The following is a 16,296-nucleotide window of genomic DNA, read 5'->3' on the forward strand; positions in this document are numbered from 1 at the left end:
CCGTCGACCGCGGTGATCGCCCGAAGGACCGTCGACGATCGGGAGGCCGCGAGGCGCGTTCGAGCACCCAGTCGAGCGACGAGAACGCACAACCGAATCCCTTTGTGGATCGCCGGTCAACGGTCACCGATGACAAAGCGACACGTGTCCCTCCCCGACGACGCGGAGGCCGGGGTGCAGGCGTTCATCGACGAGGTGGACGACCGCCTCTCCTCGTCGGAGGACACCTGCGACGTCGTTCGGGACGTCCTGATCGATCTCCACGGGGACCGCGAGGCGTGGGACGCCTGGCAGGCGGGTGAGGACGTCTCGCGGGCTGAACGGGTGCGGCTCCAGAGCTACGACCCGTGCAACGCGACGCTCGAGTCGGAGTATTACGCCGAGAAGGACGAGGCGGCCTTCGAGCGCTCGAAATACCTTCAGTGGCTCTGGCGACAGTTCGACGCGACGCCGATGGCCGACAACATCCACTTCGCGCTCCGGTTCCGGCAGATGCTCGGACATCACCTCTTCGCGGACTGCGGTGAGAACTGCCGGTTCTTCAAGGGCATCTCGTTCACCTACGGCCACAACATCGAGGTCGGCGACAACGTCGTGATCCACGATGACGTCCATCTCGATGACCGCGGGCAGCTGACGATCGGGGACCGCGTCTCCATCTCCGACGGCGCCCACATCTACAGCCACGACCACGACATCGTGGACCAGACGTCGATCCGGAACTTCCACACGATCGTCGAGGACGATGCCCGCGTCACCTACGACTCGATGGTGCGTGCCGGCTGTCGAATCGGCGAGAACAGCGTCGTCGGGGCGCGGGCAGTCGTGCAGGGCGACGTGCCGGACCACCACGTCGTCGTCGGGATGCCCGCAAAGAGCATCCGCGTCAAGCCCGGCTGGGAGTCGGTGGCGGCGGAGATCGACGACGGACGGCTCGAGAACCGCCAGGACGAGCGAGAAATTCCGGTCGAGCTCAGCGACGACCTCGAGCGGTTCGACGAGTTCGATCGCGACCTCACGCCGCCGGACGCCGAGGGCGACTAGCGGCCGCGGGCCGGCGAGCAAGAACCCGACGGTCACCCTCGCGTCGCTCGGGCGCTGCGACTGGCAGGGTTCGATTCCCGATGGCGATTTTCTTCGCTCCGCTCGGAAAATGCGCCGTCCGGGAGTCCCGTGAGCGCGAGCGAACGGGACGTCGGGCGGCGCACGACCACAGGAAGTGCGCCGTCCGGGAATTGAACCCGGGCTATTAGCTTGGGAAGCTAATGTCCTACCACTGGACCAACGGCGCGTGCACGACGACGTTTCCATCGGGCGTACTTGAACGTAGCGCTTCACGGCATCGACCGCCGGTATCCGGAAGGGGCCGCCGGCCTTCGGTCAGGGAGGGGTCCTCGCTGAGCGCTTGCGGTCCGATCGGCCGGACATACGTCCAGCGTACCGTCAGGATCGACGCACGCTCGACGGCTCCGAACCGATCCGACGGCGGAGCGCATCGGTCGCTGCAGCAGCGTGACGAGCGCTCGTGTGTTCCTCGCCGAAGGCGACACACGCGCTCGCGACGGCCTCCGGATCCGGATCGAACTGGAGAGACTGTCCCGTTCGGTCGACGGTATCGGGAGCGTCACTCGGGACGTAGTCGACGTCCCAAAGCACCAGCGGCGTCGGTGGCGCCGGACCGACCCCATCCGGACCGGACGCCGGCTCGGCGGCGAGCAGGCGGTCGATCCGCGAGAGCGGGGCGTCCCCGGTTCCGATCGCGCGGACGAGCGTGACGAGCCGCCTGACGAACTCCCGCGGGAATCCACCGGCGCTGACCTCGATGACGAGCAGATCGGCGTCGCGATCGACTCCCGTTTCGATCGTCCGCACCGTTCCCCTTTCGTCCGGCGTCAGGTTGTGGAAGTCGTGTTCGCCGGCGAGCCGAGCGAGCGCCGTTCGAACGCGGTCGTCGTCGACGAGAGGGGCGGCCGCGGGCAGCCCCGACTCGACGCCGGCGTCGGTTCGTCCGTCGGCGGGCGATCCCGCATCGCGCGGGGCGTACAGATGATAGCGGTAGGTTCGGCGGGTCGCGTCGTGGGTCGCGTGAAAGTCCTCCGGAACGTCGGCTGCGGCCCAGACCCGCACCTGTTTGGGGAGCTGCCCGTTGAACGCCCGGGGCGTGAGCCAATCCGGGGCGTTAAGCGTGATCGTCTGGGCCGCGGCGGAGACTCCCGCGTCGGTTCGGCCGGCGGCGGCGTAGCCCGGCGGCCGCGGACGACCACCCGACGGATCGCGCGGCAGGTCGGCGACGTCGAGGGCATCGAGCGCGTCGAAGAGCACGTCCTCGACCGTGGGCACGTCGGGTTGGCGCTGGAAGCCGGAGAACGGCCGACCGTCGTAGGCGATCCGGAACGCGCGCACGGCCGGAATTACTCCATCGGGACCGACACGACCGGCACCGGCGACTGCCGGATGGTGCGCTCCGTGATCGAGCCGAGGAGGAGGCGTTCGAGGCCCTCACGGGAGTGCGTCGGCATCACCACGAGGTCGATATCGAGGTCCTCGATCGCGGTTCGAATCGCCTCGTGGGGCGTGCCACGGTGGACGTGGGTGTCGACCGCGATCCCGCGGTCGGTCAGTTCCGTCTCGGCCTCGCGAACCCGGTCGTGGGCCGCCGTCTCGAGGCGTTCGGTGAGCGTCTCGAGCTGCGGATCGCCGAGGGCCTCCTCGAGGGTATCGACGACCGCGAGCACGTGGACGCGGGCGTCGTAATGCTCCGCGAGCGACGCGACGTGCGGGACCGCCCGCGAGGTGTCGCCGTCGGGCGCGACCGGCAACAGGATGTCGTCGTACATATCCCACCGATCGAGGGGCGACGTGAAAACGATCGGGGGTCGGAGCGGGGGTCGGGCGTCGTCATCACGCCGAACGGTGGACCACGCCCGGACTGGTTACCAGGGAACGACGAACCGGAGGACCCACAGCGTGACCATCCCGACGCCGATCGTCGCGAACATGTCCTCGGTCCGCCAGGCGACCGCGCCGGCGACGAGGCCGGCGAGGAGCCGGTCGTCGAGAAGGGTGGCCTCGAGGGTTGGCCCCACCGTTATGAGGGCGGGCGCGACCAGCCCGGCGAGCACGGCCGGCGGGACGAACCGAAGCGCGCGCTCCAACGCCGGCGGAACGTCGTCGATCCGTCCGAACAGGTGGATGAACGAGAGCCGGATGAGATAGGTCGCCACGCCGATGACGAGGATCGCACCCCAGATCGCGATCGGACCGTGGTCGGTCATCGGTTCCGGATCACCTCCGTGAACAGGCCGGCGGCGATCCCCGCGACCGCCCCGGTCGGAAGCCCGAGGTTGAACGGCGCATTGACGAGTAACACGGCGATGGCGCCGGAGACGAGCGCGGCGACGGTTCGCGGTCGGTCCTTCATCACCGGAACCAGGATCGCGAGGAAGACGAGCGGGATGGCGAACGACAGCCCCCACGAGTCGGGGATGCCAGCCCCGAGGACGACGCCGAGCGCGGTACAGACCATCCAGACGGCCGAGATCGGGGCGGCGACGCCGAGGAAGTACCACCGTTCGCTCTCGACCGCATCCGCCTCGTACGCCGTCAGCGAGAGCGCGTACGCCTGGTCGGTGAGGAAATACGCCAGGAACGCCCGGGTGCGACGTCGATAGTCGGCGAAATGCGGCGCGATCGACGCCGAGTACATCACCATCCGGAGGTTGATGATGATCGCGGTGAAGACCACCACGGCGATCGGCGCCGACTCACCCAGCAGTTCGATCGCGGCGAGCTGGGAGGATCCGGCGTAGACGAGCGCGGACATCCCGATCGCCTGCAGCGGGGTCAGCCCGGCGTCGATGGCGGCGATCCCGACGACCATCGCGAAGGGAACGACGCCGAGGAGGACGGGCAACACGTCACGGGCACCCGCGCGGAAGTCCGCGTGCATACGGCCGGGTCCGTCCGGGCTCCTGAAAGCCGTATCGGAGTCGGACGGTGCAGCCGGGTTTCAGCGCGAGGCGGACGAGCCTCGCTCGTCCGTGGCGTCGGGAGCGGGCCCGCCGTCGGCGTCGGCGGAAGCGGCGTCCGAGGAGGTGGCATCGGTCCCGATCACGACCGCGGACCGGATCTCGAGGGCCGACTCGAACTCGGCGCGCCGGTCGTGGACCGATCCGGACCGCTCCAGCTGCGTCTCGTGGGTTCGCCGGGCGGCCTCGCGGGCTCGCTCGCCGAGGCCGAGTCCGTCCGCGAGCGCACGCCAGTGGTCGAGGTCCACGAGAAATATCTCCCGGTCCGGTTCCCGAAGGACGCGCTCGTGGTCGCGCCGATAGTCGTCGATCCGATCAGCGAGGTGGCGCTGCAGCGGACGCAGGATCGCCGGCAGCCGGGAGAGCGGAACGCTGGCGAGGGCGCCGGCCTGCACGATGACGGTCCCGTCGAACGGGAGTCCCTCGGCGGGGTTTTCGGTGGCGTTCGGGTCCGAATCGGTGGCGTCCGGATCGGAATCGGTGGCGTCCGGATCGGAATCGCGAGCGTCGTCGGAACCGGATCCACGCGTATCATCGGAACCGGATCCGTCGACGTCTCCTCGAGACGAACGATCCGGTGAGCGGTTCCACGGCGATCGATCCCAGGGCGATCGGTCGGGCGTCATCCGCCCGCACGCATCGCCTTCTGCGAGAACCGCTCGATCAGGTCGTCGAGAACTTCCGGATCGCCGGTGAAGCCGACCGTCACCTCCGTCAGCGTCAGCGATCCGGCGACGGCGACCGGCTCGGCCGACAGCTCCGCGGTCCAGCCGTCGCCGTCGACTCGCGTCGCCTCGGCCGGATCGTCGGTGCCGACGAGGGTCCCGCCGAGGTTGCGGAGGTAGTGAGCGGCCAGTCGCCGCGAGATCCCCCGATACGATCGCTCGCGACGGTCGGCAGCGGCGGTGGCGGCGGTGGCCTCGGCCGCGTCAACGTCGGCGGCGTCGGCATCGGTGTCACCGGTGCCGTCGCTTCCGTCGGCGCCATTGCTTCCGTCGGCGCCATTGCTCCCGCCGGCGACGGGCGGGAAGATCGAGAGGGTGTCGTCCGGGGAAAGCGGCGTGTCGAGCCCCTGCATATGCAGCACCTCGCGGCCGTTCTTCAGGACGTTTATCTGCGGTGCAAGCATCCCGTCCTCGATCAGGTTCCCCCGCAACCCCTCGTATTCGTTCTCGAGGGCCACCAATACGTCCTCGACGGTCGCGTCGTCGTCGACCTCGAAGTGGACGGTCTTCGAGCCGGCGGCCTCCCGAAACGTCGCGAAGAATCGCAACTCGAGCTCCATACGCGGTCAAGGGGCGGCGGACGCTTAAATACGGTCGGTGGACCGGGGCGAGCGGCCAAGTGGTCGAGGATCCGACCGATGGAACGGAACGACCGGCGGGATCGATCCCGACCAAGTGGAGGAGCCGCCGGGTCCGCCCCGCGCCGAGCGCGGTCAGCCGCCGAACCGGATCCCGTCCTCGACGATCCGGTAGTTCCGCTCGCGGTCGAGTTCCTCCGCGAGCCACTCGTGGTCGTACAGCTGGGCGATCAGCTCAGCGTAGAGGTTTCGCCAGGTGATCGCGTAGATCGGCGACTGACCCCACGCGCGCAGTTCGGGAACGAACGCGTCGTATCGCTCCATCCGATCCTCGAGGAACTCGATGGCGTCGACGACGACGCTCGCCGCCTCGGCGGTTCCGTCCGCGTCCTCGATCTCGGCGTTGAGCCGGGACTCGATGCCCGAGACGGCTCGTTGGACGTCCTGTGTCGTCGCCTGGCTGTCCTCGGGAAGGCCGTCGATGACCCCCTGCGGGATCGCGAGTGAGATCTCGCTCATACCCGACGTGTGACCCGCAGCCGAAAAAACGTCCCGGGGACCGGCGCCACATCGTGGCCCCGCGGACCGGCGCCACAGCACGGGCCGACGGCGGGACGTCGGAGCGGCGTCGAAACCACGGCTCGCTCGAGAAACGCGGTACCGCTTAAGAGCCTGCCGGCCGAGGAACGACGTATGACGACCACCGACGCGTCCGACGAGCTCGAACGACAGGCGGAGCAGCTGCACGAGGAGACGACCCACGCGTTCCGGACCTCGGTGTCGATGTCGCTCGAGACGCGGGACACGCTGAGCGCGATCCGTGACGACCTGAACGACCGGATCGGTCACACGGTAGTCGACACCGACGACGTCGTCCGGCTGGCTCTCCAGGGAGCCGCGCGCCAGCACGAGCTCGGGGACGAGGAGGACCCACGAGAGATCGCTGAACTGACGGCCGCGATCCACGACGCGGTCGACGTCGATCACGCCGAGGATCGCGAGTGAGCCGGGATCGACGGCGGAAGGGGCTGATCACCCCAGCGGGTCGTCGGTGACGACGAGGTCGCCGCGGTCCTCGGCGTTCCCGAGGCTGCCGGGCGAGAGGTCGAACTCGAAGGCGCCGGTCGGCAGCGCCAGCGTGGAACAGGCGTTGGGAACGTCGACGACGCCGCTCTGGCGGCCCTCGATGGGAACGGTGCCGAGGATGTGCAGCGCCTGCTGGCCCGTGTACCCGAACTTCTTCAGGTAGTCGATGGCCTGGAGACAGGCGCGTCGGTACGCGGTGTGGGAGTCGATGTACTTCTGCTCGCCGTCCTCGGTGACGGAGTAGCCACAGAAGGTGACGTAGTCCTCGAAGTTCGGTCCGCGGTGGCCGGGCTCGAAGATCGGGTGGGAGACGCCGTGTTTCTCCATCCCGTCCTCGATCACGTCGAACTTGAGGTCGACGTAGGCGGCCATCTCGATGGCGCCACAGAAGGTGATCTCCCCGTCACCCTGCGAGGCGTGGAAGTCGCCGATGCCGAACTTGGCCCCGTCGACGTAGACCGGGAAGTACACCGTCGACCCGATCGAGAGGTCCTTGATGTCGTGGTTCCCCCCGTGTTCACGCGGCGGGACGGTGCGAGCGGCGACCTCGGCGGCCTCGTCGGCCTCCTCGGGGTCCATCTCGCCCATCTGTGCGCCGTCCTTCGTGGGCGGGTTCGCCACGCCGGGTTCGGCCTCGCCGGTCGGGTGGTTCGGGATCGATTCGGGGTCCTCGGCGTGTTTGTCGATGAGCGCCTGCTCCCGCTCGTTCCACTCCTCGAGCAGCTCTTTGCTCGGGGCACAGCCGGCGAGTCCGGGATGGATCTTGCCTTCATACCGGACGTCGGGAACGTGTCGGGAGGAAACCGTGTATCCGTCGAGGTCCCAGATCGACTTCGCGGCCTTCGGGAAGTGGTCGGTGAGGAACCCGCCGCCGTTCTGTTGGGAGAAGGTGCCGGTGAACCCGAACTCCGAGCGACCGTTGAGCGGTCCCATGTCGAGGAACTCCACCTTGAGGAGGTCGCCGGGCGTCGCGCCGTTCACGTGAACCGGACCGGCGAGATAATGAACCTGGGTGAGGTCCACGTCGCGGACCTCGTTCGGGTCGTCGTTGTCGGAGATCTGGCCGCCGGTCCAATCGAGCGCCTCGAGACGGGCCGTCTCGCCGGGATCGACCTCGACCACGGCCGGGATGTCGGGATGCCACCGGTTGAACGGGTTGGCACCGGGCTGTTCGTCAGGGGGACTGTCGACGTCGACTTCGAATTTTACCTCGGGCATTGGTATCGTGGGTCATAGGACCCGATCGATACTACTCCGGAATCATACTTAGTGTTTAGGTAACATCTCACGAACATATGTCGGAACGAAGGAGACGGCGGGCGGTCACGCCCACGGCCAGTACCCGGCAGCCATCAGGTAGCCGGCGACGGCCGTGACGACCCCCGTTGCGCCCGTGAACCAGCCGACGGCGTCCGTATACTCCGCGCGTTCCAGGCCGAGCAACACGAAGAACGCGGCCCAGAGGACCGCCCACAGCCACCAGAGGCCGGTCAGCCCGACGTCGCCGGTGAGCAGGACGATATAGCCGGTCGGAACCGCCGTGAGCGCGACGAAGAAACAGTACCAGCCGAACGAACGCTGGTCCTCGATGCCCCGATACGCGTTGGCTCCGATCCAGAGGTACGTGAACGAGAAGAGCATCGTCCCGGCGGCGTTGAACGGCGTGCCGGCCGAGGCGTCGCCGCCGAACGCCCACCAGAGCACGATGAGGAAGGTGATCAGTCCGGTCAGGAAGTTGAACACGGCGACGTCATCGTCGGTCCCGTAGCCCAACAGCCACAGTCCGTTGACGAAGAGAACGCCGCCGACGAACAGCAATCCCATTCCGAGGACGCCATATACCATCGTTACCACTCACCTCGTTCCGCGGTGTTTATCACCGCGCTATTTTGACTCGCGGTATTTATTACCGTGTTATTCGACATCATTGCACAAAGAAATACGGACATCTGACATTTATATTTTGCCGGTATCCGGGTCTGACCGTACACATTTGTACCGCTCGCCCGTTTCGACGGTATGTTCCTGGATCACGATCGGGGCCGGGCGCTCGAGGTGGCGCTGCTGATCGCGATCGGCGGCTTCGTCGGCGGGGTCCTCAGACACGCGATCGCCGACGTCGTCGTCGCGCCGGGCGGCACGTTGGCGGCGAACGTCCTCGGCTGTCTCGCGCTCGGGTTTCTGACCTACGAGGCCGAGCTCGCCGGGACGTTCGCGGAGGAGACGGGGTACGTCCTCTCGACCGGATTTCTCTCCTCGTTCACGACCTACAGCACCTTCGCGCTCGAGACGATGCAGGCGGCGCCCCTCCTCGGCGCCGGCAACGTCGTCGCGAACTACGGGCTCGGGGCGGTCGCCGTCCTCCTCGGTCGGTCGACCGCGATGACGGTTACGGAGGAGCGAGCACGATGACGGGGACGGAGGCGTGAGACCGGATGGTCGACGCATCCCTGCTCGTCGGGCTCGGGGCGGCGACGGGAGCGCTGCTCCGGCACGGAACCGCCTCGGTCGTCGCGAGCCGACTGGGGGACCGAGACCTCCCGTACGGAACGGCGACGGTCAACGTCGTCGGCTCGTTCGTCCTCGGGCTCGTGACGTTCTCGGGCGCGAGCACGTCGGTCCAGTTTCTCGTCGGAACCGGTGCCTGCGGAGCCTACACCACGTTCTCGTCGTTCTCGGTCGAGACGGTGCGGCTGTGGGAGTCGGGCCGGCCGCTGTTGGCCGGCTGGTACGCCGTCGCGAATCTGGCCGGTGCGCTCGCAGCGCTCGGGGCCGCACGGGCCGTCGTGACGGCCGTTTGAGGCACCGGCAGTTCGGCGGCCGACCGCTCACTCAGTGACCGATCGCCCACGGGTATCCGTGGGTGGAGCGTTCGGGACCGCCGGTCGCGTGGCCGTGACCGTGATTATGGCCGTGACCGTGGCCGTGGTCGTCGGCGTCGTGGGGGCCGGCCTCCCCGATCGACCCGGCGATCCGGATGATCCCGTCGATCCGAAGGATCGAGCACGCCGCCTGGGTGGCGTTGGAGACGATCCGGGTTTTCAGCGGCAGGGGCTCGACGATCCCCGCGGACAGGACGTCAGTGACCGCCCCCGCGGTCGCGTCGAAGCCCGCGGTCCGGTCGCCCGCGTCGTGTCGGCGACGCAGCTCCAGGGTCGTCTCGAGCGCGTCGGCGCCGGCGTTTCGCGCGAGCGTGGCCGGGATCGTCTCGAGCGCGTCCGCGAACCGGTCGACGGCGAGCTGCTCGCGGGTTCGGATCGTCGGACTCCACCGGCGAAGGTCGTGCGCGATCGCGGCCTCGGTCGCGCCGCCGCCGGGAAGAAGCGCCGGGCGCTCGCCGAACCCCTCGAGCAGGCGGAGCCCGTCGGCGACGATGCGTTCGGTTTCCTCGACGACGTGTTCGGGGCTCCCGCGGAGCAGCAACGAGGTCTGCGTGGACGCCGCGTCACGGACGATCACGAACGTCGACCCGCCCAGGGACCGACGCTCCAGCAGGTCCGCGCGGCCGACGGTTTCCGGCGTGAGATCCTCGATCCGCATCACCGGAGCCGCACCGGTCGCGCGCTCGATCTTGTGGATCTCGTCCTGTCTGGTTCGCTCGACCGAGACGATGCCCGCCCGTGCCAGCAGCGACCGGAACCGGTCGTCGATCGACTTCTGTGAGAGGAGCACGTCGACGTCGAGCTCGCGAAGCGTGGCGAGCAGCCGGTCGTACTCCGCCGACTCGAACTCCCGAAGGCGCCGACGCTGGTCGGCGGTCTCGACCGAAACCCGCGCCGCCGAGCCGTCCCGCTCGAGGGCGATCTCGTCGTCGACGATCGCGATCCGGGGATCCGAGAGCCGGTCCGGAAGCTCCGTCGGCACGTCGGACAGCGACGTCGAGGACCGGTCCGTATCGACCACGAGGCCGTCGATCAGCTCCGAGTCGGTCGTCGCGCCGCCCGGCGCGTGCTGGATCGTCAACCGTTCGGAGCGAGTGGCCCCGTCGCCGCCGTCGACCAGCGTGGACCGATACCCGCGAACGATGAGATCCGCCAGGAAGGCCGTTCGCTCCGCGTCCCAGCGGCCGGTGACCGCGGTCGCCACGACGTCCCGAAGGGCATCCCCGTCGTCGGCGTCCCCCGGATCGGCGAGTTCCGCCGCCCGATCCCGCGCACGGCGGGACGCGGCGGCGTACCCGTTCACGACCGTGGTCGGGTGGAGGCCGTCCTCGATCAGCGGTTCGGCCTCCCGGAGGAGGGCACCGGCGAGGACGATGGCCGACGTCGCTCCGTCGCCGAGGGCGCCGCCCTGCGCCCGGGCGAGGTCGGCGACGATCCGCGCGGCCGGGGCCTCGACGTCGAGTTGATCCACGATGTGGGAGCCGTCGTTCGTCACCAGCACCTCGCCGTCCCCGACGACCATCTTGTCGTTGCCGGCGGGCCCGAGCGTCGTTCGCACCACGTCCGCGAGCGCGGCGCCGGCTGAGACGTTGTGCGTCAGCGCGTCGTCGCCGTCGATCTCCTCGGAAACGTCCGCGATCGTGTGTGCGGGACTCATACGTGAGCAGTGATCGTGAGAACGCAAAACACGGGCATAAACCTGCTGCCGGAAGGGGATTCGTCGGTTCGTGAACGGCTCGGGATCGCGGACGACCGCTATCCGGACGGCATCGCCCCGAAGCGACGTCAGGCGTCCCCGTCGAGGAAATACGCCTCGTCGGCGAACGGCTCGTCCTCGCCCGCCACGGCGAGGACGTCGAGGTGAAGTACCGTGGCGTCGACGCCGAGCAGGCCGGCGAGGCTCGGCTCGGTGCGGCCCTCGTCGCTCGAGACGAGCTCCTTGATGTAGAGGCCGCCCTCGCCGTGGATCTCGAGGATCGAGTGGCTGGGGTCGTCGGGGTCGAACCGTGGAATCGCGTCGTCCGCGGTGGCGCCGGTGGCGGCGTCGTCCTCGCCGGCATCGGTCGCGATCTCCGCGAGCGACTCGACGACCGTGACGTCGTAGACCTCGCGTTCGCGCGTCAGGTTGGCTCGGCGGTGGTCGACGCGAGTCGGCGTGTACTGTTCGATCGTGGCGCCGTCGAGCTCCGCGGCGGCCGCGCGAAGGTCCTCGAGGGGGACGGCCTCGTCGAACGCGACGAACGCCCGGTAACGCTTGGACGCGTCGAGTCCCTTGACGCGTTCGACCATCTCGTGGGTGGCGAGCCGCAGCCCCTCGACCTCGACGGCCCCGTCGGCGAAGGCGTTGACGTCCGCCTCGAGACGCTCGACGTCGATCCGGCGCCGGCGCGGCTCCTCGACCTCGATGACGAACGGTCGGCCGGTGCCGAGCATCCGGGCGTCGACGTCCTCGCGGCCGGCCCCGTGAAAGACGGCGTCGGTCCCGTCCATCACGTCCTCGGCGATGGGGGCCACGTACTGCTCGACGCTGTGTTCGTAGAGGTAGCCGGTCCCGTCACAGTGGTCGCAGGGCTCGCGACCGTCGCGGCCGGACCCGTGACACTCCCGGCAGGGCCATTCGGTCTGTGGGATGTCCCGCTCCAGCTTCCGATAGCGTCCGTAGACGAACGCGGAATTGATCTTCGCGTCGACCCGGTCCGCGTCGAGGTCGATCGTGAACTGGACGTTCGGGCGGTCGAAGGAGACCTCGGCGCCGGTCAGCCGCCCGACGCGCTTGCCGACCTCGCGGTTGAACTCGGAGTTGAACGCCTCGCCGGCGTCGGGGTCGAGCCCGCACTCCTCCCGGAGAAACCGGCCGTTCTCCTCGATCAGCGGCGGGGTTCGCGTGCCGACGTTGTAGGTGTCGAACGCGACGTCCTCGACGGCCGCCGCGGCGCGGTCGGCCCACTCGTCGAACTCGGTACAGCGCCCCTCACACACCCAGCAGTCGGCCGGCTCGGGCGGCTCGAAGGGCTCGTCCGACGCGAGCGCGAGCGACGTCCGCAGCGCGCGCCCGCGTTCGGCGTTCGTGAGCCCGAAGCTCCGGTCGGCGACGAGCCGGCCGAGACAGGCGTCACAGACCGGCCCCGTCGCGACCGCGTCGGCGGCGACCTCGAGTACGTCCATACCCGAGCGAGGGCGTCGCGCCGCTAAAGCGTGCGGATCCGGGGGCGTGGCGGCGTGGATCGGAGCCGGTGAAAAGTCGATATTCCGATACGAAGGGGATGAAACGACCGATCGCTGAAGAGTGCGTATTGACTATTCGAGTACGGTCGCTCGGGTAGTATTTACGACGATGGGCGCCAAAAATTGTGACAGATGCACACGACGAAGGAATTGGATGGAACCTCGTTCGAGTATCGGGTTGATGGGGACGTAGTCCCCGGAGAAACGGTGATGCCATCCGTGACGTCGGATGACCGAGTGGGCGTCGTAATGGGAACGGGAGTTGAGGGGCTCGGTGCTGGTACCTTTATTCTCTCGTGTGTCACTGCGTTCTACGATCATCTCAGAGCGACACGCGACGAGGATTTCTTCGAGTATCCGGATTACTATACCTTCCAGACGGCGAGCGATCCGGCGGATTATCGGATGTTCGATATCTATCCCGACCACAAAAACGTCACAGTTGAACCCGATGCGGAGCAGCTCTTGCGATCGATCAACGACCGGGCGATAACGACGCTCCTCGTCCCGGACGTGTCACCCACGTCCCCGGACGTAGATAACGTCACGCTACGGAGCGCTCATCGGCGGATGGATCACTGTTATGTGTATGCCGGGGACGGTCGTCCGAGTAATGTGGAGTTCTCGATACGCCAGCCACGCCAGCCGGTACAGGAATGGTTCGAAACCACCGTCGAGTCTCTTCCCGACGACTCAAAAGTAAGCGTCCCGCCATTTGGTTCCGACGACGACTGGATAGTCCAGCAGTTCCGGCAGGTCTCGGTTAAACGGGCTCTTAAACGGCTGCCGGTCTAGCAACGTTTCCTCAGAGACGCCGGCCGTCTCGATCGGTGGATGAGTCACCTGGGTTGCGCGATCGTAACGGTGTAGAGGCCACCGAGGAAGTGTTCTCGGTGGCCGACGGTGAGTGACGTATCAGCAACCATCGATTCGAGCGGTCGGTTGAGATCCGCAAACAGGAGACGAGCGACCGGATTGGCGATTCGTCTGGCAAGTGACGGGTCGCCGTCCTGCGGAGAGAACTTGTCGTAGATCGAGACGCGACCGTCCGATACGAGGACGCGATCGGTTTCAGCCACGACGGCTGCGGGATCTGGCACCACGGAAAGAACGAGGTGCAACAGGACCGCATCGAACGACTCGTCAGCAAACGGGAGGTCGTGCGCGTCGGCGATTCCGGTACGGACGTCCCGGCCCAGGGCGGCACCGCGAGCCGCAGTCCGTCGAACCATCGTTGGCGTCAGATCGATCGCCGTCACGGATGCCGAATCCGGGAGATGTTCGAGATCCATCCCGGTTCCACAACCCAGAATCAGGATCCGACCGTCCGGGTTCGGTTCCAGCCGTTCGATCGCCCGTTTCCGTCCCCGTTCCAGTGGCCACGCTACCATATCGTAGATCGGGGCATACAGTCGGTATCTCGCTCGATTCCAACGGTTCGTTAGCGCCATCGTATATTATATATTTAATAATGAATGATAATAACGTTAGGCCTCCATCGGAACGGTGACGTCGGCATATCGGATCCCTCTCTCCGGACCATCCGCCACATTCTTGATAATAAGATACGATTCGGCGACCCGGTTTCGACGCCGTTTGGACTCCGGATCGGTCAGCGACCGACTCCCGTTTGGCCGGAGCGGGACGGGCAGCGAGTGTCGGTCACCCCCACGGAGGGCCGCGTTCGGGGCGTTTAACCACGCCCACGGCGTCGATCCGTGTATGACGAACGCGCTGGAGATCACGGATCTCCGCAAGCAGTACGGGGACGTGGAGGCGCTGAAGGGGGTGTCGCTGTCGGTGCCCGAGGGCTCCTTCTTCGGCCTGCTGGGTCCGAACGGGGCGGGCAAGACGACGTTCATCAACGTCCTGGTCGGTTTGGTCCGGGCGTCGGGCGGGGAGGCGTCGGTCTTCGGCCACGACGTCGAGGACGACTACCGGGAGGCCCGCGACCGGATCGGGCTCGCGCCCCAGGAGTTCAACGTCGACCGGTTCTTCCCGATCCGCGAGGTGCTCGAGCACAAGGCGGGCTACCACGGCGTCCCGCCGGAGGAGGCCAGCCGGCGCGCCGACGAGGCGCTCAAGGAGGTCGGGATCTGGGACAAACGCGACACGCGGTTCGACTGGCTCTCCGGCGGGATGAAGCGCCGCTTTATGCTCGCGCGGGCGCTCGTGACCCAACCCGACCTGCTCATCCTCGACGAGCCGACCGCCGGCGTCGACGTCCAGCTGCGTCGGGACCTGTGGGACCTCGTCACCGACCTCAACGACCGCGGGACCACGATCCTGCTCACCACCCACTACATCGAGGAGGCCGAACGGCTGTGCGACGAGGTCGCGATCCTCGACGCCGGGGAGATCGTGACGATCGCCTCGCCCGAGGAGCTGATGGACCGGGGCAACGACCGGATCGTCGTCACGCTCCGGGACGACGCCGCGGATCTCGAGTCGGTCGCGGCCTCCGTTCGGGCGGACGACGACCGCGTCGACGAGGTGGCGGCCGAGGACGACCGCCTCGTCGTCACGGCCCGGCAGGGCGGGCTGGTCGCGCCGGATCTCGTCCGGGAGCTCGACCGGGCCGGCCACGAGATCCTCGATCTCGAGATCAAACGCACCTCGCTGGAGGAGGTGTTCGTCGACCTCACCCGCCGGGAGGAGAGCACGGACGCGGACGACGAAGGAGCCAACTCGACCGGCGAAGGGGCTGAACCCGCCGGCGAGCACGCCGGGTCGGAAAATACTGCCGCCGACGCTGACGGATCCGAAGCCGACGACGTCGATACGAACGACGCCGAATCCGAGGCCGAACCCCTGATCGGGGACGGCGGATCGGTCGGCGGGTCGGCCGGCCGGGAGGGCGGGCGATAATGGCCGCCGAGGACTCGCGGGTCGACCTCACCGGCTTCCTCACGCTCACGAAGCGGGAGATCCTCCGGTTCATTCGCCGGCCGCGCAACACGTTCGCGCCGCCGTTCATCACCAACGTGCTGTACTTCTCGGTCTTCGGCGTCATCCTGGGCCAGCGCGTCGGCACGATCGCCGACGTCCCCTACATCCTGTTCATCCTGCCGGGGCTGATCGTGCTCGGGGCGGTCTCGAACAGCTTCGAGAACGCCTCCTTCTCCATCTTCCACGGGCGGTGGAACGAGTACATCCACGAGGTGCTCACCTCGCCGCTGTCGTACACCGGAATGGTCTGGGCCTACATCCTCTCGGCGGCGACCCGGGGGCTGCTCGTGGGCGGGCTGATCGCGGTCATCGGCTGGGGGATCATCTCCGGGCTCTATCGCCCGGTGCCCGTGGCTGAGCCCGTCTATCTGCTCGCCTTTATGGTCGTGATCACGCTGCTGTTCGCGAGCTTCGGCGTCATCGGCGGGCTCGTCGCCCACGACTTCGACGACCTCACCGTGATGAACCAGTTCATCCTCCGGCCGCTGGTGTTCTTCGGCGCGGTCTTCTACTCGCTTGAGGACCTCACGCCGCTGTTGCGCGACGTCTCGCTGCTCAACCCGATGGTCTACATGGTCAACGGCGTTCGGTTCGGCTTCCTGGGCACCGCCGAGGTCGACCCGCGGTTCTCGCTGGTCGTCCTGTCGGGGCTGACCGCCGCCGTCGCGCTCGTGGACGTCGCGCTGTTCCGGCGCGGCTACGGGCTCACGGACTAGCGGGGTGTCTCCGGACTCACGGACTAGCGGGCTATCTCCGGACTCACGGACGAACGGGCGGCATTCGAGCTCACGGACTAATGGACTGCCTCCGGACGCACGCGTCC

Annotated in this window: 19 protein-coding genes, 1 tRNA gene and 1 pseudogene; 7 read left to right on the plus strand and 14 right to left on the minus strand. The window is 67.7% G+C overall.

Annotated elements, in window-relative coordinates:
- Positions 1-129: 129 nt before the first annotated feature.
- A complete protein-coding gene (locus tag BLV25_RS11570; protein WP_021073189.1) occupies positions 130-1,044 on the plus strand; it encodes an acyltransferase in 915 nt (304 codons plus the stop codon).
- A 176-nt stretch (positions 1,045-1,220) separates the two neighbouring features.
- On the opposite strand, the gene BLV25_RS11575 is transcribed toward BLV25_RS11570, so the two are convergent.
- The 9 genes and pseudogenes from BLV25_RS11575 to BLV25_RS11610 all read right to left on the minus strand — a co-directional run bounded on the left by BLV25_RS11575 (position 1,221) and on the right by BLV25_RS11610 (position 5,850).
- Positions 1,221-1,291, minus strand: a tRNA-Gly gene (locus tag BLV25_RS11575).
- Between the two features lie 152 nt (positions 1,292-1,443).
- Positions 1,444-2,403, minus strand: a complete 960-nt coding sequence (gene truA, locus BLV25_RS11580) for a tRNA pseudouridine(38-40) synthase TruA (RefSeq protein ID WP_256335706.1) — start codon at positions 2,401-2,403, stop codon at positions 1,444-1,446.
- Between the two features lie 8 nt (positions 2,404-2,411).
- Positions 2,412-2,837 carry a universal stress protein gene (locus BLV25_RS11585; protein WP_021073191.1) on the minus strand — a complete coding sequence of 142 codons (426 nt, stop codon included), beginning with the start codon at positions 2,835-2,837 and terminating at the stop codon, positions 2,412-2,414.
- Positions 2,838-2,933: 96 nt separating this feature from the next.
- The gene (locus BLV25_RS11590; protein WP_021073192.1) at positions 2,934-3,275 is read right to left on the minus strand and encodes an AzlD domain-containing protein; all 342 of its coding nucleotides are present in this window, start codon (positions 3,273-3,275) and stop codon (positions 2,934-2,936) included.
- Positions 3,272-3,949, minus strand: a complete 678-nt coding sequence (locus BLV25_RS11595) for an AzlC family ABC transporter permease (protein WP_021073193.1) — start codon at positions 3,947-3,949, stop codon at positions 3,272-3,274. The genes BLV25_RS11590 and BLV25_RS11595 overlap by 4 nt, the downstream gene beginning before the upstream one ends.
- A 60-nt stretch (positions 3,950-4,009) precedes the next feature.
- Positions 4,010-4,654: a hypothetical protein gene (locus BLV25_RS17900; protein WP_256335707.1), complete on the minus strand. Its 645-nt coding sequence runs from the start codon at positions 4,652-4,654 to the stop codon at positions 4,010-4,012.
- Positions 4,651-5,061: a hypothetical protein gene (locus BLV25_RS16805; protein WP_143114431.1), complete on the minus strand. Its 411-nt coding sequence runs from the start codon at positions 5,059-5,061 to the stop codon at positions 4,651-4,653. Before BLV25_RS16805 ends, BLV25_RS17900 begins: the two co-directional genes overlap by 4 nt.
- Positions 5,035-5,313 (minus strand): annotated as a pseudogene (locus tag BLV25_RS17480) (ubiquitin-like small modifier protein 1); the annotation flags it as partial. The pseudogene BLV25_RS17480 and the gene BLV25_RS16805, both read right to left, overlap by 27 nt.
- A 153-nt stretch (positions 5,314-5,466) precedes the next feature.
- The gene (locus BLV25_RS11610; RefSeq protein ID WP_092733387.1) at positions 5,467-5,850 is read right to left on the minus strand and encodes a hypothetical protein; all 384 of its coding nucleotides are present in this window, start codon (positions 5,848-5,850) and stop codon (positions 5,467-5,469) included.
- A gap of 174 nt (positions 5,851-6,024) precedes the next feature.
- On the opposite strand from BLV25_RS11610, the gene BLV25_RS11615 reads away from it, so the two are divergent.
- Positions 6,025-6,336 (plus strand): hypothetical protein, encoded by a 312-nt coding sequence (locus BLV25_RS11615; RefSeq protein ID WP_021073197.1) that lies wholly within the window; start codon positions 6,025-6,027, stop codon positions 6,334-6,336.
- Positions 6,337-6,363: 27 nt separating this feature from the next.
- On the opposite strand, the gene fmdA is transcribed toward BLV25_RS11615, so the two are convergent.
- Both fmdA and BLV25_RS11625 read right to left on the minus strand, forming a co-directional pair.
- Entirely contained in the window at positions 6,364-7,635 is a 1,272-nt protein-coding gene (gene fmdA, locus BLV25_RS11620) for a formamidase (protein ID WP_021073198.1), read from the minus strand.
- 105 nt (positions 7,636-7,740) lie between these two features.
- Entirely contained in the window at positions 7,741-8,262 is a 522-nt protein-coding gene (locus tag BLV25_RS11625; RefSeq protein WP_218128630.1) for an AmiS/UreI family transporter, read from the minus strand.
- A 174-nt stretch (positions 8,263-8,436) separates the two neighbouring features.
- Here BLV25_RS11625 and BLV25_RS11630 point away from each other — a divergent pair, with 174 nt between their 5' ends.
- Together BLV25_RS11630 and crcB are read left to right on the plus strand one after the other, a co-directional pair.
- Complete coding sequence (locus BLV25_RS11630) at positions 8,437-8,829, plus strand: CrcB family protein (protein WP_092733390.1); 393 nt, start codon at positions 8,437-8,439, stop codon at positions 8,827-8,829.
- A gap of 23 nt (positions 8,830-8,852) precedes the next feature.
- The gene (gene crcB / locus BLV25_RS11635) at positions 8,853-9,218 is read left to right on the plus strand and encodes a fluoride efflux transporter CrcB (RefSeq protein ID WP_021073201.1); all 366 of its coding nucleotides are present in this window, start codon (positions 8,853-8,855) and stop codon (positions 9,216-9,218) included.
- Between the two features lie 31 nt (positions 9,219-9,249).
- Here the strand turns inward: crcB and thsB are convergent, their stop codons facing one another.
- Together thsB and BLV25_RS11645 are read right to left on the minus strand one after the other, a co-directional pair.
- Entirely contained in the window at positions 9,250-10,956 is a 1,707-nt protein-coding gene (thsB, locus tag BLV25_RS11640; RefSeq protein WP_092733393.1) for a thermosome subunit beta, read from the minus strand.
- 128 nt (positions 10,957-11,084) lie between these two features.
- A complete protein-coding gene (locus BLV25_RS11645; protein WP_092733396.1) occupies positions 11,085-12,464 on the minus strand; it encodes a tRNA pseudouridine(54/55) synthase Pus10 in 1,380 nt (459 codons plus the stop codon).
- A 192-nt stretch (positions 12,465-12,656) separates the two neighbouring features.
- Here BLV25_RS11645 and BLV25_RS11650 point away from each other — a divergent pair, with 192 nt between their 5' ends.
- Positions 12,657-13,319 (plus strand): hypothetical protein, encoded by a 663-nt coding sequence (locus tag BLV25_RS11650; RefSeq protein WP_092733400.1) that lies wholly within the window; start codon positions 12,657-12,659, stop codon positions 13,317-13,319.
- 44 nt (positions 13,320-13,363) lie between these two features.
- Here BLV25_RS11650 and BLV25_RS11655 read toward each other — a convergent pair whose 3' ends face one another.
- Positions 13,364-13,915: a class I SAM-dependent methyltransferase gene (locus BLV25_RS11655; RefSeq protein WP_218128631.1), complete on the minus strand. Its 552-nt coding sequence runs from the start codon at positions 13,913-13,915 to the stop codon at positions 13,364-13,366.
- 331 nt (positions 13,916-14,246) lie between these two features.
- Here BLV25_RS11655 and BLV25_RS11660 point away from each other — a divergent pair, with 331 nt between their 5' ends.
- Both BLV25_RS11660 and BLV25_RS11665 read left to right on the plus strand, forming a co-directional pair.
- Positions 14,247-15,392 carry an ABC transporter ATP-binding protein gene (locus BLV25_RS11660; protein ID WP_092733406.1) on the plus strand — a complete coding sequence of 382 codons (1,146 nt, stop codon included), beginning with the start codon at positions 14,247-14,249 and terminating at the stop codon, positions 15,390-15,392.
- Positions 15,392-16,189, plus strand: coding sequence for an ABC transporter permease (locus BLV25_RS11665; protein WP_021073207.1), 798 nt, complete (start codon positions 15,392-15,394; stop codon positions 16,187-16,189). Before BLV25_RS11660 ends, BLV25_RS11665 begins: the two co-directional genes overlap by 1 nt.
- The last annotated feature ends 107 nt before the right edge of the window (positions 16,190-16,296 follow it).

The sequence above is a fragment of the Halopenitus persicus genome (assembly GCF_900107205.1).
In the GTDB taxonomy this organism is placed as follows: Archaea; Halobacteriota; Halobacteria; order Halobacteriales; family Haloferacaceae; genus Halopenitus; species Halopenitus persicus.